Source organism: Patulibacter minatonensis DSM 18081 (genome assembly GCF_000519325.1).
GTDB classification, from domain to species: Bacteria; Actinomycetota; Thermoleophilia; order Solirubrobacterales; family Solirubrobacteraceae; genus Patulibacter; species Patulibacter minatonensis.
In genome coordinates, this window is sequence record NZ_KI912613.1 from 2,005,223 (window position 1) to 2,029,012 (window position 23,790).

General features: G+C 74.5%; 20 protein-coding genes. 6 read left to right on the forward strand and 14 right to left on the reverse strand.

What is annotated here, in order from left to right; genetic code table 11:
* Positions 1 to 678: 678 nt before the first annotated feature.
* Positions 679 to 1,632 carry a zinc-binding dehydrogenase gene (locus PATMI_RS0109250; protein WP_026910683.1) on the forward strand — a complete coding sequence of 318 codons (954 nt, stop codon included), beginning with the start codon at positions 679 to 681 and terminating at the stop codon, positions 1,630 to 1,632.
* A gap of 100 nt (positions 1,633 to 1,732) precedes the next feature.
* Here PATMI_RS0109250 and PATMI_RS0109255 read toward each other — a convergent pair whose 3' ends face one another.
* The 9 genes from PATMI_RS0109255 to PATMI_RS0109295 all read right to left on the reverse strand — a co-directional run bounded on the left by PATMI_RS0109255 (position 1,733) and on the right by PATMI_RS0109295 (position 11,186).
* Complete coding sequence (locus PATMI_RS0109255; protein ID WP_026910684.1) at positions 1,733 to 2,440, reverse strand: carbon-nitrogen hydrolase family protein; 708 nt, start codon at positions 2,438 to 2,440, stop codon at positions 1,733 to 1,735.
* 134 nt (positions 2,441 to 2,574) lie between these two features.
* On the reverse strand, positions 2,575 to 3,453 hold the full coding sequence (locus PATMI_RS0109260) for a hypothetical protein (protein WP_026910685.1): 879 nt from the start codon (positions 3,451 to 3,453) through the stop codon (positions 2,575 to 2,577).
* 3 nt (positions 3,454 to 3,456) lie between these two features.
* Positions 3,457 to 4,014, reverse strand: a complete 558-nt coding sequence (locus tag PATMI_RS0109265; protein WP_026910686.1) for a LemA family protein — start codon at positions 4,012 to 4,014, stop codon at positions 3,457 to 3,459.
* Positions 4,015 to 4,047: 33 nt separating this feature from the next.
* On the reverse strand, positions 4,048 to 4,764 hold the full coding sequence (locus tag PATMI_RS0109270; RefSeq protein WP_026910687.1) for a hypothetical protein: 717 nt from the start codon (positions 4,762 to 4,764) through the stop codon (positions 4,048 to 4,050).
* Positions 4,737 to 5,345, reverse strand: coding sequence for a uracil-DNA glycosylase family protein (locus PATMI_RS0109275; RefSeq protein WP_026910688.1), 609 nt, complete (start codon positions 5,343 to 5,345; stop codon positions 4,737 to 4,739). The genes PATMI_RS0109270 and PATMI_RS0109275 overlap by 28 nt, the downstream gene beginning before the upstream one ends.
* A 186-nt stretch (positions 5,346 to 5,531) precedes the next feature.
* Positions 5,532 to 6,368, reverse strand: coding sequence for a phosphatase PAP2 family protein (locus PATMI_RS0109280; RefSeq protein WP_084269819.1), 837 nt, complete (start codon positions 6,366 to 6,368; stop codon positions 5,532 to 5,534).
* Positions 6,369 to 6,410: 42 nt separating this feature from the next.
* Positions 6,411 to 8,171: a hypothetical protein gene (locus PATMI_RS28740; RefSeq protein WP_036725579.1), complete on the reverse strand. Its 1,761-nt coding sequence runs from the start codon at positions 8,169 to 8,171 to the stop codon at positions 6,411 to 6,413.
* 114 nt (positions 8,172 to 8,285) lie between these two features.
* Entirely contained in the window at positions 8,286 to 9,068 is a 783-nt protein-coding gene (locus tag PATMI_RS0109290) for a hypothetical protein (protein WP_026910690.1), read from the reverse strand.
* A gap of 84 nt (positions 9,069 to 9,152) precedes the next feature.
* Positions 9,153 to 11,186, reverse strand: coding sequence for a PHP domain-containing protein (locus PATMI_RS0109295; RefSeq protein WP_026910691.1), 2,034 nt, complete (start codon positions 11,184 to 11,186; stop codon positions 9,153 to 9,155).
* Positions 11,187 to 11,279: 93 nt separating this feature from the next.
* Between PATMI_RS0109295 and PATMI_RS0109300 the strand changes: the two genes are divergently transcribed.
* On the forward strand, positions 11,280 to 12,470 hold the full coding sequence (locus PATMI_RS0109300) for a hypothetical protein (RefSeq protein WP_026910692.1): 1,191 nt from the start codon (positions 11,280 to 11,282) through the stop codon (positions 12,468 to 12,470).
* A gap of 345 nt (positions 12,471 to 12,815) precedes the next feature.
* On the opposite strand, the gene PATMI_RS0109305 is transcribed toward PATMI_RS0109300, so the two are convergent.
* Both PATMI_RS0109305 and PATMI_RS28745 read right to left on the reverse strand, forming a co-directional pair.
* On the reverse strand, positions 12,816 to 13,970 hold the full coding sequence (locus PATMI_RS0109305; RefSeq protein WP_026910693.1) for an inositol-3-phosphate synthase: 1,155 nt from the start codon (positions 13,968 to 13,970) through the stop codon (positions 12,816 to 12,818).
* A 512-nt stretch (positions 13,971 to 14,482) separates the two neighbouring features.
* A complete protein-coding gene (locus PATMI_RS28745; RefSeq protein ID WP_036725583.1) occupies positions 14,483 to 15,091 on the reverse strand; it encodes a CDP-alcohol phosphatidyltransferase family protein in 609 nt (202 codons plus the stop codon).
* A 105-nt stretch (positions 15,092 to 15,196) separates the two neighbouring features.
* Here PATMI_RS28745 and PATMI_RS0109315 point away from each other — a divergent pair, with 105 nt between their 5' ends.
* Entirely contained in the window at positions 15,197 to 16,180 is a 984-nt protein-coding gene (locus PATMI_RS0109315) for a decaprenyl-phosphate phosphoribosyltransferase (protein WP_245604142.1), read from the forward strand.
* A gap of 15 nt (positions 16,181 to 16,195) precedes the next feature.
* On the opposite strand, the gene PATMI_RS0109320 is transcribed toward PATMI_RS0109315, so the two are convergent.
* Complete coding sequence (locus PATMI_RS0109320; RefSeq protein ID WP_026910695.1) at positions 16,196 to 18,412, reverse strand: glycosyltransferase family 39 protein; 2,217 nt, start codon at positions 18,410 to 18,412, stop codon at positions 16,196 to 16,198.
* A gap of 136 nt (positions 18,413 to 18,548) precedes the next feature.
* Here PATMI_RS0109320 and PATMI_RS34225 point away from each other — a divergent pair, with 136 nt between their 5' ends.
* Genes PATMI_RS34225 through PATMI_RS0109335 form a run of 3 tightly spaced genes read left to right on the forward strand, consistent with a single transcriptional unit; the run spans position 18,549 to position 20,988 of the window.
* A complete protein-coding gene (locus tag PATMI_RS34225) occupies positions 18,549 to 19,055 on the forward strand; it encodes a MauE/DoxX family redox-associated membrane protein (RefSeq protein WP_051471261.1) in 507 nt (168 codons plus the stop codon).
* Positions 19,052 to 19,654, forward strand: a complete 603-nt coding sequence (locus PATMI_RS0109330) for a hypothetical protein (RefSeq protein WP_026910696.1) — start codon at positions 19,052 to 19,054, stop codon at positions 19,652 to 19,654. The genes PATMI_RS34225 and PATMI_RS0109330 overlap by 4 nt, the downstream gene beginning before the upstream one ends.
* 56 nt (positions 19,655 to 19,710) lie before the next feature.
* Positions 19,711 to 20,988: a helix-turn-helix transcriptional regulator gene (locus PATMI_RS0109335; protein ID WP_026910697.1), complete on the forward strand. Its 1,278-nt coding sequence runs from the start codon at positions 19,711 to 19,713 to the stop codon at positions 20,986 to 20,988.
* Between the two features lie 22 nt (positions 20,989 to 21,010).
* On the opposite strand, the gene PATMI_RS0109340 is transcribed toward PATMI_RS0109335, so the two are convergent.
* Complete coding sequence (locus PATMI_RS0109340; RefSeq protein ID WP_026910698.1) at positions 21,011 to 22,036, reverse strand: hypothetical protein; 1,026 nt, start codon at positions 22,034 to 22,036, stop codon at positions 21,011 to 21,013.
* 82 nt (positions 22,037 to 22,118) lie between these two features.
* Entirely contained in the window at positions 22,119 to 23,093 is a 975-nt protein-coding gene (locus PATMI_RS34230) for a hypothetical protein (protein ID WP_051471262.1), read from the reverse strand.
* Between the last annotated feature and the right edge of the window lie 697 nt (positions 23,094 to 23,790).

The window sequence follows — 23,790 nt, forward strand, 5'->3', positions numbered from 1 at the left end:
GGGGAGCGGTCGGGTCGGGCGGGCGGGCGGCGAGCGGCCGGCCGGGCGAGCAACCGGGGCGGGCGACACGTCGGCCGGGTCGGGTCCGGCCCGAGCGGAAGACGGAGACCGTGCTCCGCGCCGTCAGGGCGCGGGGCGGCGTTCGTCACCGTCGTCCCGGCGCCGACGGCCGTCGCCCGGCCGACCAGGGCCGTGGACCGGTGTTCGCGCCCGATCGCGGAGGGCGCGAGGCCACTTCTGGTCGGTCGCCGACCACCAGTGACCTCCGACCCAGGCCCGGGGACCCGGACCTCCGCCCCGGACGGCACGGGGTCGTTCCTGGTCGGATACCGACCGTCGGTGACCTTCGACCCCGGCGGCGGAGGACGCGGGGTCGTTCCTGGTCGGATACCGACCATCGGTGACCTTCGACCCCGGCGGCGGAGGACACGGGGTCGTTCCTGGTCGGATACCGACCATCGGTGACCTTCGACCCCGGCGGCGGAGGACACGGGGTCGTTCCTGGTCGGATACCGACCATCGGTGACCTTCGACCCCGGCTTCAGGACCAGGTCCTCCGTTCTCGGATCGTGCGGGGTCGCCTCTGGTCGCATATCGACCATCGATGACCCCCGACCCGACCCCGGATGGCCGGTGGCGTCGCCCTCTCGCGCCCGTCCGCCCGGGTAGCGTGGGGTCATGCGCGCCGCAACCGTCCGCGACGGCGAGATCGTCGTCGCCGAGCACCCCGATCCCGAGCCCGGAGTGGGGGAGGTGCTCGTCCGGGTCCACGCCGCCGGGCTGAACGGCGCCGACATGCTCCAGAAGGCCGGGAAGTACCCCGCCCCGCCCGGGCACCCGCAGGACATCCCGGGTCTCGAGTTCGCCGGCGAGGTCGTCGGCCTCGGGCCCGCGGCGGAGCGCTTCGCGGTCGGCGACCGCGTCTGCGGGATCACCGGTGGCGGCGGCCAGGGCGAGCTCCTGAGCGTCCACGAGCGCCAGATCTCGCCGACGCCCCACGGCCTGTCCTGGGCGCAGGCCGGGGGCTTCCCCGAGGTCTTCACGACCGCGCACGACGCGATCGTCGCCCAGGGCGGGCTCCGTCCCGGCGAGCGGCTCCTCGTCCACGGCGCCGCCGGCGGGGTCGGGACCGCGGCCGTGCAGCTCGGGCACGCGATCGGCGCGCACGTCACCGCGTCGGTCCGCAACCCGGAGCTCCACAACGCGGTCGCCGCGCTGGGGGCCCACGAGGTCGTCTTCCCCGACGCCCTCGCCGATCGCGACCTCTCCGTCGATCCGTTCGACGTCGTCCTCGAGCTCGTCGGTGCGCCGAACCTCGACGTGAACCTCCGCCGCCTCGCGACCGGGGGCCGGATCGTGGTGATCGGCGTCGGCGCCGGACCGAAGGGCGAGATCAACCTCTTCCAGCTGATGGCCGCCCGCGGCCGGATCATGGGCTCGACGCTCCGCGCCCGGCCGCTCGAGGAGAAGGCCGCCGCCGCCCGTCGCATCGAGCGCGAGGTCCTGCCGCTCGTCGCCCGCGGCGCGATCACCGTCCCCGTCGCGGCGACCTACCCGCTCGACGACGCCGCGCAAGCGTACGAGCACTTCGCCGGCGGCGGCAAGCTCGGAAAGATCGTCCTGACGATGTGACGTCGCACGCCGTCCTGTGGTGATCGCGCGACGCCGTCCGGCGTCGGGGCGTGGTCCCGGAGGGGAGCGAGTCCCGGTTCCGCGTCGACCCGATCGCGGCCTACCGGTGGATCGTGACGTCGGCGACCCGGCCCGGTTCCGCGTCGGCCCGGGCGAGCACGTCCCCGCGCGGGGACCAGATCGTGGACGTCCCCGCGGTGGCGTCGTACCCCTCGGCCGTCGCCCCGGCGAAGCTCGCGAAGGCGACGTGCGCCCCGGTCGCCAGCGCGATGCGCCGCCCGCGGGCGTCCTGCTCCTCCAGGTCTTCGGGGGCGTGCACCAGGCCTGCCGCGTAGAGGTCGATGCTCGCGGCGGCCATGCCGTCGACATGCCGCTTGACCCCCGTGTCCCTGCAGATGCCGAGGCCGACACGCCAGCCGTCGACGTCGACGATCCCGGGCTCGTCGCCCGCCGCGTAGTGCGGGCGCTCGGCGTCGCCGAGCCACGCCTTCCGATACCCGACGTCGGCGCCCGAGCCGTCGACCACGAACGTCGCGATGGCCGGGAGCCCACCCGATCCGGTCGCCGGCGCTCCGACGAGCGCGACCGTCCCGTGCGCGGCACAGGCGTCGACGATCGGGGTCCACGCCCCGTCGTCGGTCCCGAGAGCACCCGCGGCGAAGGAGTATCCGGTCAACGACAGCTCCGGGAAGACGACCAGGCGGGCCCGTGCTCGACGGATGAGGTCGGCGTGCGCCCGCGCGTTGTCGGCGAGGCGGCCGGTCGCCGTCCGTGGTTGGGCGACCGCGAGGTGGAGCCGTGGGGCCACGGCCCCACCGTAGCGCTCGACGGCGCCGGCCTCGTCGGGTGCGGGCCCGCCGCGGGCGCCTCGGACGGGGCGCAACGGACGTCGGCGGGCCCCGGCGCACCGGCGTGGGGGCCGGCCCGCTCGGGTGTCGCGGGTCAGCCGGACGTGGCCCGGTGCTCGGCGATCTCGTCCGCGATGCGGCGGGCGATCGCGCGGGTCGCCTCGAGGACGTCGGTCAGCCCCGCGGCGTCGCGGCGGTAGTCGTCGACGTTGACGAGCAGCGCGCCCGCGTGCAGCTCGAACCCGATCGGCTGCGGGTGGTCGATCAGCTCGACGAGGAACGACGGGGAGAACAGCTCGCGGAGCCGAACCTCGTCGACGCCGTCCTGCACGAACAGCTTGAAGCGGTCGTCGAACTCGGCGGACTCCAGCTTCTTGCGGTCCACCCGCCACGGCAACCGCCCGCGGCTCTCGCCGCCGACCATGCCCATGAAGCTGCCTTTGCGCAGGAGGTAGACGCCGCTGATCCACGACGGGGCGCCGTCCTGCTCGAGGTCCACCAAGCAGACCGTGTGGGGGTACCTCGTCCACGACGTGTTGCCCTTGCTGTCCCGGTGGCGCTCCTCGTACGTGTAGTGCCCGAGGCCCACGGGGTGGCCGTCGAGCGTGCCCTCGAGCCAGCGGTCGACGTTGCGCCGGTCGCCGGCGGCCAGGAGCGGCGTGAGCTCGGGCAGGTCGTCGCGGTCGGATACCTGCAGGCCGGTCGCCGTCGCGAGGCCCGCCCAGAAGTCGGACGCCGCGCGGCCGTCGGCGACGGCGAACGCGATGCCGAGCACGAGGAGCAGCCCGACGGCGGCGCCGCCGAAGAACGCCGCGACGGCCGGGCCGGCGCCGCTGCCGGCGCCGACGACCGCACCGACGGCGCCGAGCGCCAGCGCCGTCCCGGCGACGCCGACCCGCCAGCTCGTCGTCCGGAGGATCGTCGTCAGGTGGGCGCCGCGGGTGGCGTCCTCGTCGGCCGGTGCCCCGCGCATCGGCTAGAAGGAGACCTGCGGCGTGGCCCGCTCGGTCTCCGGGTCGGCGAGCTCGAAGAGCGGCTTGGCCGGGAACGGCCCGCGCGCGGCGACGATCGAGTTCGGGAAGATCTGGCGCTTCGTGTCGTAGTGCTGCACGTTGCCGTTGTAGAGCCGCCGCGACGCCTGGATCTCGTCCTCGAGCTGCGTCAGCTGGACCTGCAGCTGCTGGAAGTTCTCGGTCGCCCGCAGCTCCGGGTAGCCCTCGGCGACGGCGCGGACGTCGACCAGCCGGGAGCTCAGCTCGTTCTCCGCCGCGGCGGTCTGGACCGGGCCCTGGGCCGCGATCGCCTTCGCCCGCGCGTCGGTGACGGCCTGGAACGTCGCCTGCTCGTGCGCGGCGTAGCCCTTGACCGCGGCGACGAGGTTCGGCACGAGGTCGTGCCGCCGCTTGAGCTGCACGTCGATGCCGCTCCACGCCTCGTCGACGCGGTTGCGGGCGCCGATCAGCCCGTTGTAGACGAGCGCCCAGGCGAGCCCCACCAGGACGAGGACGACCACCACGACGATCACGACCACCATGCCGCGGAATGGTGGCAGACCCCGTGGACGCCGTCAGCCGCGCTCGATGCCGCCGGCCCGCAGCCAGGTGGGCAGACGGTCGGAGCTGGCGACGAGGAACCCACCCGCCACGAATGCGGTGAAGGGCATCGCCCGCTCGGTCCGCCACTCGAGGAGGTAGGCGAGGATCAGGCCGACGGTCATCCCGACGGCCGTGCCCGCCGGGCGCAGGCGCTCCCGCACCGCGTAGCCCTGGAGCGCGGCGAGGAAGAGCACGGTCGCGACGGAGATCTCGGCCGCGCCGGTCTGGGCGCTCCACGACGGGAGCTCGAGCACCAGCGGGTCGCCGCCGGAGACCGGCATCGGCCACGTCTTCACGGCGTCGCCCGAGAGCGTGGTGAAGAGGTCGACCGCCCCGATCACCAGCGGCAGGCCGATGACGAACGCCCCCAGGTCGAAGACCCGCGCGAACAGCAGGCCGAGGGCGATCGCGAGCAGCGCCTCGGGCAGCGTGCCGCCCCCGTGCGCGTCGACCGCGGCGGTGGCCGCCGTGGCGACGAGCCCGACCCCGGCCAGCCCGGCGAGCGCCGCGGGGATCCTCGTCAACGGCGCGAGCAGGTACGTGAGGGCGCCGAGCAGCGCCATCGGCGGCACGGCCGCGACGAGCGCCGCCCGCTGGGGCGGCTGGAGCTCCGGGAACGCGGGCGCCAGCAGCAGCAGGGCCGCCAGCGCGCCGAGGACCGCTAGTACGGGGGCAGCGCGTCGTGCCACCGACCGAGCTCCCGGAAGGCGGTCCAGAACGCCTGCTTGGCCCCGAGCTCGTCGAGCGCGTCGTCGAGGGCGGGGGTCACGAGGACCTGGCAGGCGGGTGTGAAGCGCTGGATCGTGCCGGGCTCGTCGCGGACCGGCGCCGCGAGCGGCACGTCGAGGCCGTTCAGGACCTCGAGCGCGTCGCCGCCGAGCACGACGATCATCCGCGGCTGCACGATCGCGATCTCGTCGGCGAGGACGTCCGCGGCGACCGCCGGCAGCACCCCGGCCGGGTCGCCGTCGGGCGACGACCACTTGTCGCACAGCGTGCCGTAGACGGTGGTCGGGTCGACGCCGAGGCGGCCGAAGCTCTTCAGGAGCGCCGAGCCGGTGCGACCGTAGAACGCGACGCCCTCCTCGACCTCCTCGCGGGAGGCGTGGTGCTTCAGCAGCAGCACGTCGGCCTGTGGATGACCGGCGCCTACGACCGCCACCGACCCCTCGTCGGGACGCGCGTCCTGCACGTCGTGGTTGAGAGCGTTGATCTCACGGATCGCACGCTCGAGGTACTTCTCGTGGATCTCGTCGTCGGTCACGGGCATCGCGGTCCTGTTTGCCCCCGGCGTCCCGGCGTCCTCGCGGTTGCAGCCGTCGTTGCCGGATGCAGCAAGTCGTGCTGCACGCGCGGCGGGGCAGGAGTTGCGGCGCGCGCGGCGGTCGGACCCGGCGGCCGGGGCCACGGACCGCGGGGGTCCGTCGTCCCCGGCGTGCCCGTCCGACCGGGCGGGCTAGGAGGCCGCACCCTCGGGGACGGGGCGCGGACCGAACTGCCACGCGTGCGGCCGGAGCTGCCCGAGACGCCGGGCGACGAGGGCCGAGATCCCGACCGCGAGCGCCCCGAAGATGCCGTCGAGGAAGAAGTGGTTGCCCGTCGCCATCACCACGAAGAACACGGCGAGCGGGTAGAGCCCCCAGAAGACGCGGGTGACCTTGTGCGTCGACAGCCGCGCGAGCGGGATGCCGATCATCAGCGAGAAGCCGACGTGCATGGACGGGACCGCCGCGTACGGGTTGAAGAGCTTCGCCGCGGCGCTGTTCTGGTCCGCGAGGTCGACCTTCGTCATCTCCGCGACCGCGTCGTGGATGCCGAGTCCGGGGACCAGGCGGGGCGGGGCCGTCGGCATCAGCACGTAGCCGACGAGGGCGAGCGTCCACGCGCCGATGAACATGTTGCGCACGAAGCCGAAGGCCTGGTTGTGCCGCATGTAGATGTAGATCATCGCCCCGAACGTGACCGTGAACTGGGCGTTCATGTACATCAGCGCCGAGGCGTCGGAGAGCCCCGGCACGCTGCGGGCGAACGACTGGATGCCGTTCTCCATGTCGAGGTGCAGGAAGCGCTCCGTGGAGACGATCCAGTCGGCGTTCGCGAACGCCTGGCTGGCCCCGAGCTGGTCGTTGATCAGGCCGCGGGTGTTCTGGTACAGCTTGTACGCGATCACCACGACGACGAGCTGCAGCACCGCGTCGATGGCGCCGTTGGGCAGGAACCGGCGGGGCTTCGTGACCTGCTCCACCACCAGGTGCTGGACGGAGCGGCGGGTGCGGGGCAGGGCGTCTGGCATCACGGGGACGGCCGGTGACGGAGACCACCGGCGTGCCGAGGGCTACGCGGGGCAGTCGGCTGGCGCGGCCGTGCGCCAGGGCGTCGAGATGGTGACGCCGACGTGAACCGTACCGCGTGCGGGGGCTCGCACGTGCGTCCAATCTCCTGGACTCCGTCGCAGGCAGGCGTTCCCGCTGCTCACGTGGAGGTACGGACTCCACCGGATCCGCAGGTCGACGACCCCCGCGCGGGGGACCTCGAGCACGAACGAGTCGGGGCCCTCGGCGGTCACCCGCGGTCGCGGGCCGCCGCCCTCGTCCGCCCACGACGCCAGCGGGCGACCGTCCACGACCCGCCAGAGCGTCCAGTGCGCATCGGCCCAGACCCGTCGCAGCCCGGGGACCCGACCGGACCGCAGGAGCGCCCGCTCGGCCTTGGACCGCACGTCGGCGGGGGCGTCCGGCAACGCCACCCAGGTGACCGCGTTGTCCTCGAGCCAGGCCCGGTAGACGCGGGGGTCGAGCGACCCGTCCCGGTAGAAGAGCGCGTTGCGCTCCCCGTCGAGCTGGCGGATCCAGCCGCGCGCGAGCGGGACGTCGGGCGCCAGCCACCGCGCCTCGCCGCGGCGCGCGGTCGGCGGGACCTCGACGCGGGCGGGCTCGGCGCGCAGGCGCGGCAGGAGCTCCGCCCGCAGCGGCGCGTAGAACGACCGGGCGGTCGTGTCGTCGTCGGCGGCCCGCAGGGTCTGCTGGACCGGCGAGTAGAGCTGCCAGACGAGCAGGAGCCCGAGGGCGGCGATCAAGGCCGCGCGGCGGCGACCGGACGTGGCGGCGCGCGTGCTCCCCGGCGGCCCGTCGGGACTCGAGGTCCGCTCCGGCGGGCCGCCGTCGCTCCCGGGCGCAGGGGCGCCACGGCGCCGCCCCACCACGACCGCGACGAGCACCGGGCCGGCCAGCAACGTCCCCAGGCGCGGCGCGTTGCTGCCCATCGGGGTCGTGAGCACCGCGGACAGCGCGATCGCGACGAGGTAGAGCACCGTGCCGATCCGCAGCGCCCGCTCCTCGCCCGGCAGGACGGCGGCCGCCGCCGCGAGCGCGCCGATCGCGAGCAGGGCCTCCCAGGCCGCGAACGGCTGGCTGCCGCCGTTCGGGAAGGCGACGGTGAGGAGGACCGCGACGGCGACCGGGACGACGGTGACGGCGGCGGGCAGCCCCCGCACGGTCCGGCGGTGCAGGCACCAGACGACGCCGGCGAGGGCCAGGAAGAGCGCGGCGACGGGGCTGGCCAGCGGCGTGAGCGCCGCGGCGAGGAGCGCCGCCGCGACGCGGATCCGGGACACGGGCGGGGGCTCCGGGGAAGGGCGGTCCGCGGCGACCGCCAGCGGCCCGGGATCGCCGGCGTCCCGGGCCGGGGCGGCGAGCCACAGCGCGAGCAGGCCGAACGCGACGCCGAGCTGGAAGGTCAGGCGGCCCGTCGTGAGCATGGCGGCGCCGCCGACGGCGAACCACCACGCGCCGGCCTCCGCGCCCGGGCCCGGGCGCTGCGCGCGGACGAGCCCGGTGAACGCCCAGGTGCTGGCCGTCGCCGCGACGCCGCCGGCCGCCGCGGTCCCGACGAGCGCGCCGAGCGCCGGGAACAGCACGCTGTAGCTCGGCAGGTGGTGGCCGCCGAACCAGCCGGCGTCCCAGAGCCAGACGCCGCGCTCCGCCAGCGTCGTCCGGTACGCCTGCGCGGCGAAGTCCCCGGTCGCGGGCGTCCAGAGGACGTAGACGAGCGCCAGGAGCGCGGTCAGCGCCCAGGGCGGGGGAAGGCGTCGCCGCACGCCGGGAGGATACGGCCGGGGAGGCCGGAGGCCGTCCGCCGGCACGCGGGTCGGCACGTTCGCCACCCCTGCGGTGGCAGACGTGCCGACCCTCGTCCCGGCGGGACCCGCGTCCTACGGGCAGGTGTAGGGGGTGGCGCGGCTGCCCGCGATCCTGGCCTCCAGGGCGTCGGGGCCGCCGATCTTCCACGTGACCGCCGTCAGGTACTGGTACTCGCAGTCGTCGGCGTCGCCGTGGTCGCCCGGCACCGGCGCGATCTTCAGGCTCGAGCGCAGGCTCCCCCGGGCGGCGGCGTCGGCCTCGTAGCTGCCCGCCACGGCCAGGCCGCCGTCGCTGAAGAGCGGGGCGGCGGCGCCCTCCTCGACCAGCTCGATCGTGTCCGGGGTCTTCGCGCCGACGACGACGGTCGACCCGTTCGCGACCCACGCGACCATCAGGCCGGAGCCGACGCGCAGCTGGTCGACGGAGCCCTCCTCGCGGGGGTCGCCCTCGGCGCGCGCCGGCACGGGCTGGACGCCCGACAGCCACGGCTTGCCGTTCGCCAGGTCGTACGCCCAGACCCGCGTGACCGTCTTGCCCTTGCGCTTGACCTTCGCCGTCCAGCCGACCGTGTCGAAGTCCAGTCGGACGAGGCTCGCCTTGCGGGTCGTCAGGAGCCGCGTCTTCGGCGCGATGCCCGACGTCGTCGTGCAGCCGTAGGTCTTCCCGCCGCTGCGCCAGACGCGGGCGATCGGCACGGGCGTCGGGTCGGAGCTCAGCGAGACGGCGAGCGTCTTGCCGGAGGTCGGGCAGTTCCCGGCGGCGGAGGCACCGGACGGGACGGCGGCGACGGCCGCGACCGCGAGGGCCGGGACGGCCAGGCGGCGCAGGAGGGTGGAGGGGGCTGGACGGGTCACGGATGCCTCGGGATCGGAGTGGGGTGGCGGGTGCAAGGTACGCGCCTCCCCGTCCCCCGGCGGTCCCGGATCCGTCCCCGACCCTCAGCCGCGCGTCGCCCGGCGCACGCGACGCTCGCGCACGAGCCGGCGCGCCGGGGCGGGCGTCGCGACGGTCTCCAGGAACTTCAGCGCCTGGACGTAGACGAGCGTGCCGGACTTCGTGCGGATCTCGGCGTCGGCCAGCGACGCGAGGAACTCCTCCGGGCCGTCGAAGTCGCGCATGCGGATCCGGACGGAGCCGAGGCCCTGGGCGACGTGGCTGTCGGACCCCGCGCCGGCGACCATCCGGTACTTGGCGGCGAACCGGGCGGCCTCCTCGTTGAACGACGAGATCGCGACCCGCGGGTTGAAGATCTCGATCGCGTCGACGTCCTCGACGACCTCGAGCAGGTGCTCGTAGTCGGGGACCGAGTGCATGCGGTCGAACGGGTGCGGCACGTAGACCAGGCCGCCCTGCCGGCGGATCTCGACGATCGCCTCCTGCAGCGTCACGCCCTTCGGGATCTTCTCGGAGATGAACAGGCCGATGACCTCGCCCTGGTCGGCGGTCATGACCTCCTCGCCGATGATGATCTTGACCCCGTACTCCGTGGCCTTCAGCGCGGCCTCGTGCGCGCCGGAGACCTCGTTGTGGTCGGTGACCGCGATCGCGCCGAGACCCTGCTTGCGGGCCGCGTCGAGCAGCACCTCGACCGGCGTGGCGCAGTCACCCGAGTGGTCGGTGTGCATGTGCAGGTCCACGTCGATCAGCGGGCGCTCGCGCAGGCGGGCCCGGACCTTCGGGTCGAAGCGCGCGGGATCGTGGCGCCGCGCGAGCAGCGCGTCGTAGCGGTCGACGACCCACGCGGTGTAGGCGTCCCAGTCGGGCTCGGTCAGGGGCTCCTGGGTCTGGGCGTCCCGGAAGCGCTGCAGCGCGGCCGGGTCCGCGACCAGGCGCTGGAGCTGCTGGACCAGCACCTCGACGTCGCCGGGCTCGAAGAGCGGTCCGCGGCGGCCGTCGTCGAGCAGCTCGTCGTGGACGTCGATCCGGCTGGCGACCGGGACCGCGCCGGCCTGGAGGGCCTCGACGACGACGTGGGGCGCCGGCCGGGTGCCCGAGGAGGCGAGGACGACGACGTCCGTGTCGGACGGGAGGCTCCGCGCGGGAGCGAAGACCACGCGCTCGCGGAGCGCCGCGGGGAGGTTCCCGGCCCCGAGCGGCACGGCGTCCCCGTCGGCGACCACGACGGTCGCGCGCCACGGCAGCGCGGCGTCGAGGCGCCGCAGGGCGCGCAGCGCGGTGCGGCGGGCGCTGCGCTCCTCGTCGAGCGGCAGGACGATGTGGACCGGGAGCCGGTCGTCGCCCGTGGTCGGGCTCGCGGGTGCGGTCGGGTCGGACGTCCCCCCGGCGGACGCGCCGGGTGCGGGCGCACCGTCGATGCTCTCGAGCCCGAGCCCCGCGGTCGGCGCCGGCGGGACGCGCGGCGCGTACCCGCGTCCGATCGGGAACGAGCGGGCGACGAGCGCCGCCGTGGCCGCGCTGGTGGCGAGGCGGTCGTCGAGCCGGCCGAGCAGCCGGCCCGAGCGCTTGCGGAGGATGTCGGAGCCGCTGCCCCTGCCGTCGGAGGCGCCCGCGCCCATGCCCGCGATGAAGCGCTCGGCGGGCAGGTGGAACGTGCCGACGTTCAGGGCGCGGCTGTGGCGGAGCGCCGCGCTGCAGACCGACGGGCCGAACGGCTCGTGCACGTGGACGAGGTCGACGGGCATGCCCGCCAGCGCGTCGTCGACGGTGCGGGCGGCGTCGACGGCCAGCGCCGGGGCGCGGTCGACGCCCGGGATCGCCGGGAACGCCTCGCCGACGGCGAGCACCACCGGGTCGCCGCCGGGCTCCGGGAGGACGGCGGCGGGGTCGGCCTTCAGGAGCCGCCGGGACTCCGCGACCCGGGCGTGGTCGCGCGACGCCGCGAGCACCACGACGCGGTGCCCGAGCGCCGCCAGCTCGTCCGCGAGGCGGAGCACGTGGGCGGTGACCGGGTGGTCCGCCTCGAGCGGGTAGGGCGTGACCTGGGCGATCGCCAACGACTCGGCTGCGGGCACCGACGGAGCATAGGCCAGGGCCCCGTCCGACCTGACCCCGACGTCGGGCGGAATCGCGCCCCGGGTGGTCGGTCGGCCGCTACGGTGAACACCATGAACCACGACACGACGACCTCTCGTACACGGCGCGTCGCGACCGGGGCGGCCGGCCTCGGGGCGACCGCCTCCATCATCGCCCTGGGGCTCGCCGCCGCCGGGCCGTCCTCGGCCGCCGTCGGCGAGCCGGCCACCCCGCGCCTGGCCGGCTCCTGCAACTCGAGCTACTCGAACCCGAACTTCCTCACGAAGTACGGCTCGAAGCAGCAGAAGATCGCGGACGGGACGATCACGGAGCCCGAGTTCTCGCTCGACGGCCGCAAGAACAAGCGCCTGGCCTACGTGGTGGAGGAGAACGGCATCAAGAACGTCGTCGTCACCAGCCGCGGCGGGGACGTCAACCGCAACGACGGCGGGCCCTGGCAGAAGGGGACCACCGCGGCCGTGACCCAGGGCGACGCCGACTCGTGGGCGCCGTCGCTGTCGGGCTTCACCGCCAAGGGCGACGCCGCCAAGGGCCCGACGAAGATGGCGTTCCTGTCCAAGGCCACGAACCTGCCGGGCGCCGTCGCCGGGAGCACGAGCGCCTTCACGGCGGGCGCGGGCGGCGGGGCGATCAAGCGCGTGAACGTCCCGGGCAACGCGACGGGCGTCGGCATCTCCGGCGACTCGAAGGTCGTCTACGTGACGACGGAGGACGGTCTGTACGTGGCGACCGGCAGCGGCGCGGGGAAGAAGATCGCGTCCGGTGCCGGCATGAACACGCCCACCACCACCCTCAACGGTGCCCAGGCCGCGTACGGCCAGAGCGGGTCGATCTACACGATCACCAAGAAGGGCAGGAAGAAGAAGATCACGACGGGCGAGGATCCGCAGGCCGACGGCGGGTTCCCGAACGGCGGCGGCAAGCAGGGCTATGTCCGCGCGATCTCCTTCCACCGCGGCAGCACGGCCTACAAGGTCGGCATCATCGCCGGCTCGAGCGCCAAGGGCGTCAAGTCCTTCGGCCGGGCCACGACCCCGACGACGCTCAACGGCGGCGGCAGCGCCGTGGCCTTCGGGAACGGCGCGTTCGCGTGCCTGCAGGTCCAGGTGCTCGAGTCCGGCAAGAACGGCGGGTACGGCATCCCCCAGGGCCAGTGCCCGTCGGGTGACGTCTCCGACGTCGGCGTGAGCACCCGATACAACTACCTCGCCTTCAGCTGCAAGAGCGGCGGCCTCTACCTGTTCCACGTCGGCGGGAAGTAGCGGGCGAGGGCCGCACGGGCGGCGCGTCCGCGCGACGCCGGGCGGCCCGGCACCGAGGTGACCCGCGGGGGCGGGGCGGACGGCCGCCCCGCTGCCGACCTGTGGGGACCGCCGGGACCGCCTCGGGGCAGCTCGGTGGCATCGTCGGCACCGGCGTCGCGCCCGGCGCCGACGGGCACGTCTGGGTCGTCCCCGCGCCGCAGGACGGCGCGGCCGCGGGACGGCCGGGAACGACGAAGGCCCCGGAGCACGCTCCGGGGCCTTCGTCGGTCCTGCGCCACGTCCACCGCGTGAGCGGCCGGGGTGGCGTGGTGCTCGCCGGGCTCGCGGCCGGGCGGTGCGGTCCTAGTTGGACGTGGCCGCGGCGGCCTTCGCCGACTTCGCGACGCCGGCGTCCTTGCCCTTGTTGGCCTCGATGAACGCGTCCGTGTCCTGACGCGCGATGTCGTCGGGCCGCTGGTTGTGCGGCGACTTCATGAGGTACGAGGACGGGCCGTCGAGCTGGCCGGAGATGCCGTTGTTCAGGCCGAGCTTGATCAGGCGCGCGGCGTCGATGATCACGCCGGCGGAGTTCGGGGAGTCCCAGACCTCGAGCTTGAGCTCGCACGTCAGCGGGACCTCGCCGAAGGCCTTGCCCTCGAGGCGGATGTGCGCCCACTTGCGGTCGGTGAGCCACGGCACGTAGTCCGACGGGCCGACGTGGACCTGGTCGGCGGGCAGCTCGACGCCGGCGACCGAGGTCACGGCGTTCGTCTTGGAGATCTTCTTCGACTCGAGGCGCTCGCGCTCGAGCATGTTGAAGAAGTCCATGTTGCCGCCGACGTTCAGCTGCGACGTGTTCTCGAGCACGACGCCGCGCTCGTGGAACAGGCGGACGAGCGAGCGGTGGACGATCGTGGCGCCGACCTGCGACTTGATGTCGTCGCCGATGATCGGCAGGCCCTTCTCCTGGAAGCGCTTGTCCCAGTAGTCCTCGCGGGCGATGAAGACGGGGATGCAGTTGACGAAGCCGCAGCCGGCCTCGAGGACCTGCTCGACGTACCACTTGGTGGCCTGCTCGGAGCCGACCGGGAGGTACGAGACGACGACGTCCGTCTTCGTCTCCTTCAGGATCTTCACGATGTCCGCGGTCTCGCCCGGGGCCTTCGTGATCTTCTGCTTGAGGTACTTGCCCAGGCCGTCGTGCGTCATGCCGCGGTGGACGGTGACGCCGGTCTTCGGGACGTCCGCGAACTTGATCGTGTCGTTCGGGAAGGCCCACATGGCCTCGGACAGGTCCTTGCCGACCTTCGTCTCGTTCACGTCGAACGCGGCGGTGAACTCGATGTCGTTGACGTGGTAGCCGCCCAGGTCGACGTGCATCAGGCCCGGGACGGGCTTGCTCGCGTCGGCGTTCTTGTAGAACTCGACGCCCTGGATGAAGGAGTTGGCGCAGTTGCCGACGCCGATGATCGCGACGCGCACCTTGTCGCGCTGGTAGCGGCCGGTGTCGTTGGACAGGGCGGTCCCGTTGGTGGTGCTGGTGGTCACGGTGGTCTCGGTGTCCTAGGTCTCGTGGAGGGCCGGCGACTGATGGGGCTCGGCGTGGGTGCGCAGCGGCGCCCCGTGCTGGTCGGCCTACCCGCCGGCGGGAGGTCCTGAGCCATGAACCCCAGCGGTCCGGGGCGGTTACAACTCGCTCGGCGAGCCGTCCACGTCCCGTCCCGCGGGTGCATCACAACGGTGATCCACCGGGGTCGTGGGTCGATGGTTGCAGGTCTGCGCGCGTCGTGGGGTCGCGTGTGCCGTCGGGCGGGAGCGCTTACCGACCGGCGGTCAGCGAGAGCGCGGTCGTCGCGCGGGGCGTGCGGTGGCGGGCGAACGCGCGTGATCCCGCTTGGGCACTGGCTTCTTGTCGACCGACGGTCAACGGGGCGGTGTCCTCCGCGCCGCGTTCTTGCCGACCGACGGTCAACGGGAACGTCCTACATAAAGATTTCCAGGACGGCGCGCCCGGCGCCTTCCGGCGGCCGTCAGGTCTTCGGGGCGTTCAGCTGCGAGCGGACGTGCCACATCCGCTGCGCGGTCGTGAACACGCCCAGCGCGGCGAGGACCCAGATCGACGGGTCCAGGAGGTTCAGGCCGTCGGCGATCTCGTTCCCGCCGAGCACGAGCCCGATCGAGAGGATCACGACCCGGACCGCGCGGCTGCCGAAGCCGGCCTTGCCGTCCAGCCCGAGGCCCTCCGCGCGGGCGCGCGTGTAGGAGACGAGCAGCGAGGACACGGCGGCGAGCGCCGCGATGCCGGCGTTCACGTCGTCGCCGTGCTTGGCGTAGACCATCACCACGGCGGTGAGGACGATGCCCTCCTCGATGCGGTCGAGCGTCGAGTCGAGGAACGCGCCGAACGTCGTGCCCTTGCCCGACAGCCGGGAGTAGCGGCCGTCGAGCGTGTCCATGACGGAGCCCAGGATGAAGGCGATGCCGCCGAGGACGAAGTGCTCCTGCCAGACCAGGACCGCGGCGACGATGTTGCCGATCAGGCCCGCGATCGAGATCGCGTTCGGGGTCAGCGGCAGGTCGGTCAGCCACTGCTGGAACTTCGTGCGCTCGGGGGTCGGGGTCTCGGCGGGGGTGGTCATGGGCCGCGCAGAGCGTACGGCTTCCGGGCGTCCTCCCGCCCGGCGAGGGTCGGCCGGGCGGGGTCGGGCTGGTCCGGCCCCCGGCGATCCGGCAGACTGGAGGGAGTGTCCGGCGAAGCCTCAGGGTCCCTGACCGACGCACCGCCGCCGGTCCAGGGCCCGCCGACCCCCGCGCCGCTCGCGCCACCCGCGACGGGCATCCCCGACGAGCCGCGGACGGCGACGTCCGTCGCGCGCGGCCTCGTCCGGACCGCGCGGCCGAAGCAGTGGATCAAGAACGTCCTCGTCTTCGCCGCGCCGGCCGCCGGCGCGGGCCTGGACGACGGCAGCGTCATCCTGAAGACGCTGCTGACGTTCGTGGCGTTCTGCCTCGTCTCCAGCGCGACCTACATCCTCAACGACGTCGGCGACGTCGAGGCCGACCGCGCGCACCCGACGAAGCGGACGCGGCCGATCGCGTCCGGCGTGGTCCCGGTCCGCGCCGCGCTGATCGCGACCGTCGTCCTGCTGGTCGGCGGCCTGGCGATGGCCTACGCGATCTCCTGGCACCTCGGCGCGCTGCTGACCGCGTACAAGGCGCTGACGATCGCCTACACCTTCCGCCTGAAGCACACGGCGATCCTCGACATCGTGGTCGTCGCGACGGGCTTCGCGGTCCGCGCGATCTCCGGCGGCGTCGCCGTCGACATCACGCTGTCGAAGTGGTTCCTCGCCGTCACGTGCTTCGGCTCGCTGTTCATGGTCGCCGGCAAGCGCCACGGCGAGCTCCTGCACGTCGGCGAGGGCGGCACCACCCGCAAGGCGCTGCAGCAGTACACGCTGGAGTACCTCCGGTTCGTCGTGACGATGACCGCGTCGGTGACGATCCTGACCTACTGCCTGTGGGCGTTCGAGCACCCCAAGACGAGCGACGTCCCGTGGTGGGGCCTGTCGATCGTGCCCTTCGTGATGGGGATCATGCGCTACGCGCTCCTCGTCGACCAGGGCAAGGGCGGCGCCCCCGAGGAGCTCGTCATCCGGGACCCGGGACTGCGCTACATCGGCATCGCCTGGGTCGCGCTGTTCCTCGGGTCCGTGTACGTGCACTGAGCGCCGAGGCGGCGCTCACGCCTTGCGGTCGACCTGCACCTGCACGACCTTCGGGGTGCAGCGGTGGAGGCGGTAGACGCGGATCGACGGGCCCGGCCGCTCGTAGCGGAGCTGGCCGAAGTTGAACGCGCGGTCGTACTGGAAGTAGTTCTTCGCCTCGGGGCCCTTGAAGGGGTTCGCCTGGAAGACGACGTCCGACTGGCGCTCCAGGGCCTCGTAGTACTTCACCGCCTGCGGCACGCGGCCCGGGTTGTTGAAGACGCGGCCGGTCTGGAGGGAGCCCGAGACGATGTAGCAGGCGCCCTTCTGCCGGTAGAAGTCGAGCATGCCCGGGAACACGGTGTAGCCGTAGTTCGCGAAGTCGGCGTTGCGCCGGATGTTGGCCTTGAGCTTCGGGTACTTCCGGATCAGCGCCTTCTTCTCCTCGCCGGTCCGCGTCAGGCGCTCCCAGCGGTACCCGGCGCGCGAGCCCGCCTTCACGACGGCGCCATCGGCGTACCACTCGCGCGGCACCATCGGCTCGACCACGATCGTGGTCCGTGCCGGGATGTTCTTCACCATCCAGTCGCGGGCCTCCGACCGGGTGTCCTCGCGGGAGAGCACGACGTCGTTGTGGACGACCGTCACGAGACCCTGCGCGAGGATCGCGAGCGCGGCGACGACGCCGAGGGCGACCCGCAGCGACCCGCGGGCCCGGAGCCGCTGCAGGATCCAGCTGCCCAGCCAGACCCCGCCGGCCGCGGCGAGGATCGCCAGGATCGGGTAGATCGGCATGCCGTAGCGGGCGAAGTAGCGGCCCTGCGAGCCGATCACGAGCAGGAAGATCAGCGGGGCGGGCAGCAGCACGATCGCCTGCCAGCGGTCCTTGGCGAGCGCGAGGACGCCGCCGAGCACGCACAGGATCATCGGCCCGACGCCGAAGCCCCAGACGAGCGACCACGCGTAGTAGCGGTACCCGGAGCGCTGGGTCTCGCCGAGCAGCAGGCCGCCGGCCGTGTAGTCCGAGAGGTGCTGCAGCTCGCTCTTGAAGAACCCCGGACGCAGGACGGCGTACGGGTCGAGCACGAAGAAGCACGCGAAGCCGATGACGCCCGCGAGGACGACGCCGACGACCGCGGGTCCGAGGTTCGGGACGAGCCCGGCGAGCCCGGTCCGGGCCTCCGCGGGCGGGTCGGTCGCGGTCGCGGGGGCGGCGACGGCCACGTCGTCCGGCGCGTCGGCGGCCCGGGGCGGCGTGACCGTCGGTGCGGTCGTCCGCGTCCCGCCCGTCGCGGTCCCGCCCGCGGCGGCGTAGGGCCCGCCGGGGGTCGCGGGCACCCCGCGGACGCCCCACCACCGCGACCCGGCCGGGGCCAGGTCGCCCAGGCGCCAGCCGAGGGCGTGGACGGCCGCGGCCGTCAGCAGCGGCAGGCCGACGAACGCGGCGTTGTACTTCAGGCCGACCGCGATCCCGATGCCGGCGCCGGCGAGCGCGTAGTCGCGCCGTCGGCCGTAGCGGACGATGCCCGCGATCGCGAACAGCGCCAGGGCGGTCGGGGCCAGCGACGGCCCGTCGTTGAGCGCCAGGTGCCCGTAGTGCGTCGGCAGGAACGCGAAGCCGAGGATCGCGGCCGACAGCAGCCCGACGCGGCGGTCGTAGAGCCGCGCGCCCGCCGCGTAGATCAGGCCGATCGCGGCGGTCGAGAGGACCGCCGACGCGACGCGGGCGATCGTCCAGACGGCGCCCGGGTCGGTGTTCCAGGCCTTGACGACGCCGTCGCTGCCGCCCTTGAAGACCCAGAGCGCGGCGGCGATCCACTCGATCAGCCCGGACGGGTTGAGCTGGTAGTCCGGGTCGAGCGACGACTGCTGGAAGTACGCGACGGCGCGCGGCACGAAGTGCGACCGCTCGTCGAGGTTGTACGCGTACGGCAGGCCCCAGCGGATCCCCCAGAGCCGCAGGACCAGCCCGCCGAGGACGATCAGGGCCAGGGCGATCAGCCACGGCCGGCGCGACCCGGAGGTCGCGAGGGCCACGCGCGAAACGCCTGAACCGTCGCGCCCGGCCACCGGGGCGTCCGACGAGGCGTCGGCGTCGGCGGTCGGGGCGTCGTCGCCCGCGTCGGTGGCAGGCGTCGCCGGGGTGCCGCCGCCGTCTGCTGCCGGCGTCGCCGGGGCGTCCTCGGCGGCCGGGGACGGCGTCGCCGGGTCCTCGGACGACGGGGGGCCGGACGGATCACCGGGGGACTGCATCGCGGGGACTGTAGCCGTCCGCACGGCCCGCGGACCGCACGGACGCCCGTCCTGGCGCGTGGCCACGGGTGCTCGGCCCGCGCGCCCGGGCCGCGACGACCGCGGGCGCGCGACGGCCGGCCGGTACCCTGGTCCGATGCCCGCGGCCCTGTCGCTGCTGCTCGCCGGCGTGTTCCTCGCCTCGGGGGCCGCCAAGCTCCGCGATCCGGCCGGGATGGTCGTCCTGGTCCGCCGGGTGCTCGCGCCGACGGTCCCCGCGTTCGCGCTCACGCGCACGTTGGCGGCCACCGAGGTCGTGCTCGGCGCGGTGCTGCTCACCGGGATCGCCCCACGCGTCGGCGCCGTGGTCGCCGCCGGGGCGCTCGTCGCGTTCACCGTGCTGCTCCGCCTCGCCGCGCGCCGGGCACCCGCGGCGCTCGCGTCGTGCCACTGCTTCGGCGGCGCCGGCGACGCCCCGCCCGCGCAGGCCCTGGTCCGCAACCTCGTGCTCGTCGTCGCGGCGGCGGTCGTCGTGGCGTGGCCGCCCGCGGCGTCGTGGGAGCTCGGGACGCAGGAGCTGGCCGGCGCGCTCACCGTGGCCGCCGGCCTCTCCTGCGCGTGGCTGCTCGCGACGGCGCTGCGCCGCCTGGTGGTCGTCCCGTGAGCACCGTCTGGGTCGTCTCCGCCGTCCTCGCGTGGGCGGTCATCGCGCTGCTGGTCGCCGTGGTCCTCGCTCTGCTGCGCCAGACCGCGGAGCTCCGGCTGCGGCTGGACGAGCTCGACGGCGGCGACGTCCTCGACGTGCCGGAGTGGGACGCGGAGGAGGGGGACCCCGTCCCGACCGCGACCGTCCGGCTGCTGCCCGGGTCGGCTCCCGCCGACGGGGACCGCGTCCTCGAGCTCGGCGGGGAGCGCGACACCGGGACGCTCCTCGTGTTCCACGCGCCCGGGTGTGCGGGATGCGTCGGCGTGGAGGAGGACCTCGAGACCCTGCGGGACGAGGGGTCGCCCGTGCGGCTGGTCAGCGTCGTGGTGCTGCGGGAGGACGACGCCGCAGCGCACCTGCGGCGCCGGCCGCTCCACGGGATCCCCGCGGTCTCCATCGACGTCCTACCCCGTGAGCTGCGCCGCGCGACGACCCCGTCGGCGCTCGGGATCTCCCCCGACGGGATCGTGGCCGCGATCGACCGCCCGGACGGGATCGAGCGCCTGCGCGCCATCGCCCTTCGGACCGCCGCGACGCACGACGTCGCGGCACCCTGAGCGGCAGGCCGCCAACCGGCGAACGGCCGGCGTCGGGCCCGTAGGATCGCTGGTCGATGGATCGCCCCGCGGCGCAACCGGAGGTGCCCCAGGACCGCGACGCACGGCCCGCGCCGGGCGCTGCGGGCGGCCCCGCACGACCGCGGCTCGCCGGCGCGACGGCAGCTGTGCTGCGCGCCGAGCCGGTGGAGGAGCCGCTCGAGACGGCCCGCGACGTCCTCGCGTCGGCGTCGGGGCACGACGCGGTCGAGGCCGCGACGGTGCTCCTGCTCGCGGGGGAGCACGAGGAGGCCCGCGGCCCGCTCGACGCCGTCGTCGCGGACGCCCGGGCGCACGACGACGCGGCGCTGCGGGTGGGGGCGCTGCTCGTCCGGTCCGAGGTCCTGCGGCACGCGGACGAGCTCGCCGCCGCCCTCGAGGACGCCGTCGCCGCACGCTCGCTCGCGGATGTCGCCGGCCTCGACGGACCCGGACGCCTCGCGACCGCGCTGGTCGTCCAGGGACGCCTGACGCTCGGTGCGTTCGACGACGCGGACGGGATCCTCACCGGTGCCGGTCTCGACGGCGCGGTCCCCGACGACGGAGGCGCGCCGGTCGTCCTGCTGCAGCGCTCCCGGCTCCGTGTCGCCCAGGACCGCCGCGCCGACGCGATCCAGGACCTCGAGGACGCGGGCGCCCGGCTCACCGCCGCCGGGATCGCGAACCCGGCGGTCGCGCCGTGGCGCTCGGAGCTCGGGGTGCTGCTGCACGCGGCGGGGGACGGGCGCGGTGCCCGGCGGCTCGTCAACGAGGAGCTGCGCGCGGCGCGCACCGTGGGCGTCGCGCGGCCGATCGCCGTCGCCGTGCTCGCCGCCGCGACGATCACGCCCGCCTCGACCCGCGCCGCGCGACTCCAGCACGCGGTGGTCCTGGCCGACTTCGCCGCCGACGCGCCGACGCGCGTCCGGGCCCGGCTGGTCCTCGGCGCCGAGCTCCTGCGCGGGGACGAGGCCGACGAGGCGCGGCAGGCGCTGCACGAGGCCGTCGAGCTGGGCCGCGCGTGCGGGGCCGCGGCCCTGGCCGCGGAGGCCGGGCGGGCACTCCGGGCGGCCGGCGGCCCGCCGCGGCGCGACGTGCTCCACGGCCCGGCGGAGCTCACCGAGGCCGAGCTGCGCGTCGCCCACCTCGCGGCGGAGGGCATCCCGAACGCGACGATCGCCGAGCACCTCGCCGTCGTCCCCCGCACCGTCGAGGGGCACCTGACGGTGGCGTTCCGCAAGCTCGGGGTCGCCACCCGCGGCGACCTCGCGGGGGCCCTCGCCGTGGTCGCGTCGTTCGGCGACCGCTTCATCTGACCCGGCGGCCGCCGGGCGGGGCTCAGCCCTTGCGGTAGTTCCCGGGCGGGCCGGTGCGGGACAGCGGCTTGCGGCCCTTCCGTGCCAGGCCGGTCTCGAGCATCCAGCCGCGCGTGCCCTTCGGCAGCGCCTCGCTGCGGACGATCTCGACGAAGCTCCACTCGACGCAGCACACGCCGTAGGAGGGGGCGCTGCGCCGGCACAGCTCGTCGACGACGTCGCCGGGCTCGACCCACCCGAACGCGGTCGAGTTGAACGAGAGCCGCAGGTAGTAGTCCTCGAAGTTCGACGACTTGCGGGTGGCGGCCTGGCGGACGCGGCGGCGCAGCGGGGTCGCGCGGCAGCGGATGTCGTCCAGCGGCGGACCACCGCAGTCGTCGTGGCCGCACGCCTTCTGCGACGCCACGGCGTCGCGGCAGTCGAAGTCCTTGCGCGCCGGACCGCAGAGGAAGCCGTCGTTCTTCGGCTGGTCGCGGTAGTCCGGGGCGGCCTTCACGTAGGTCTTCCCGTCGATCTGCAGCGGGATCCAGCCGCTCTTCTTCGACCGGACGTCCTGGCCGGGGTAGCCCCAGATCCAGCCGTCGAGGGCCTCGCGCTCGGGCGGCGACGCGCAGCCCGGGGCCTCGCGGGCGCTCTGCCGGGCGAAGTGCGCCCCCTGGTGCACGAAGACCTCGTCGCCGGCGTTCGTCAGCACGATCTCGGCGTCGGGGTGCGGGCCCTTGCGGACGGCGACGCCGGTGCGGCCGAGCTTCTTCGTGTTCGGCTCGGTCGCGGTGACGACGTACGGCGAGTAGCAGACGGCGACGGCGTCCTGACCGACCGCGCCCTTCGGGACGCGGTCCGCGGGGACGGTGCGGAAGTTCTCGTCCTGGAAGGGGATCCGGCGGGGCTGCTTCTTCGCCGACCCCTTCGAGTCGTCTCCGCAGCCGAGGAGCCCCCCGGAGGCGACCGCGGCCGTCCCGAGCCCGACCGCACCGACGAAGCGGCGACGGGACGCGGGACGGGCCAGGCGATCACCGGCGCGGCGGACGAGATCGTCGAAGCTCACGGGCGGCCACGATAGCGGCGGGACGCCAGGGGATGACGCAGGCCCGGGGCGCCGGCCGCGCGCCCCGGGATCGCGCACGGGCCTACTGGGTCAGCGAGCTGCTGCCGGAACCGGCGCCCGCGCCGAGCGGCTTCGCGTCGTCGATCCCGGCCGGGCGCTCCGGCTTCGGCGCGGTGCCGTACTCGGTGATGCGGATGTCCTGGGACGACTCGCCGCCGGGCAGCCCCGACGGGACGGCGTCGCCGAGGATCTTCTTGATGTCGTACGAGCTGCTGGTCGCGTACGAGAGTCCGGCGTCGTCGATGCACGACGTGCTGGGGATCGACGCGTTCCCCGGGACGGCCTTCAGGAGCTGCTTGGCCTGCGCGGCCCCGATGCTCTCCAGCGCGTCCTTGAACCCGAGCGAGGCGGTGAACTCCCGGCAGGTCTTCCCGTCGTACGTCTTCGTGCCGCCGATCTTCGTGATCTTCGCCTTGTCGAGCAGCTTGAGCTGGGAGAGCGGGTCGCCGACGGCGATCGGCGAGTCCGTCACCTGCCACGGGCCGCTGCCCTGGCGGATGTAGATCTTGCCCTTCTCGCCGTACACCTGGACGGTGCCGCCGGCGCTCCCGGCGCCCTGGATGCGCTGCTCGATGAGGACCGTCTGGGTCGCCGTGTCGATCGTGCCCGTGCCGGACGTCTTGACCCCGAACACGGTCTGGGTCGTCGTGTACCGGGCGGTGCCGGCGGCCTTCGTGGCCTCCGGGCTCCGCTTCAGCGCGGCGCGGATCGCGCCCTCGTTCGCCGCGGGGGCCTTGCCGACGCCGGCGCCGCTCGGGGCGCCGCCCCCGGCCGTCCCGCCGCCGGACGTCGTGCCGCCCGCCTGCGTGGTCGTGCCCGAGGCGCCGCCGGTCGTGGTCGTGGTCGCCGCGGTGGTCGTGGGGGTGGAGGCCGACGTGCTCGTGGTCTTGTCGTCGTCCGAGCCGCACGCCGCGAGCGACGTGGCGAGGACGACCGTGACCGCGGCGGCCCCGAGGCCGGTGCGTCGACGGGAACGGGTGGGGGTGGGGTGCGACATGGGGACCGATCGTAGGGAGGGGACGGAGGAGGGAGGTAGGCCGTTCTGCGGTTCCTTCGGGGTACCCGGTCGGCCGCGGGGGATCCCGGTGCCCCGCGCTCCTCATCGATCTCTCACGGATGCGCAGCGCCGTGGCGCGGCGGAGTTCGGGGCGTGGCGGGCCCGTGCGGGTCGGTCCGGGTGCCGGTGCCGTGGGAGGGGGCCGTGGCGTGGTGGGGCCGGCCGAGCGTCGCGGGGGCGACGCGGTCGTTCGTGGTCGGGATCCGGCCATCGATGACCGCGGACCTGCGTAGGTCGGGGGTGATCGGTCTTCCGGGATCGTTCGTGGTCGGTACCCGACCATCGGTGACCGCGGAACTGCGTAGGTCGGGGGTGGTCGGTCTCCCGGGGTCGTTCGTGGTCGGTACCCGACCATCGGTGACCGCGGACCTGCGTGCGTCGGGGGTGGTCGGTCTTCCGGGGTCGTTCGTGGTCGGTACCGGACCATCGGTGACCGCGGAACTGCGTAGGTCGGGGGTGGTCGGTCTCCCGGGGTCGTTCGTGGTCGGTACCGGACCATCGGTGACCGCGGACCTGCGTAGGTCGGGGGTGGTCGGTCTTCCGGGGTCGTTCGTGGTCGGTACCCGACCATCGGTGACCGCGGACCACCCGCCCCGACCATCGGTGACCTCGAACCACCGCCCGACGGGCGACGACC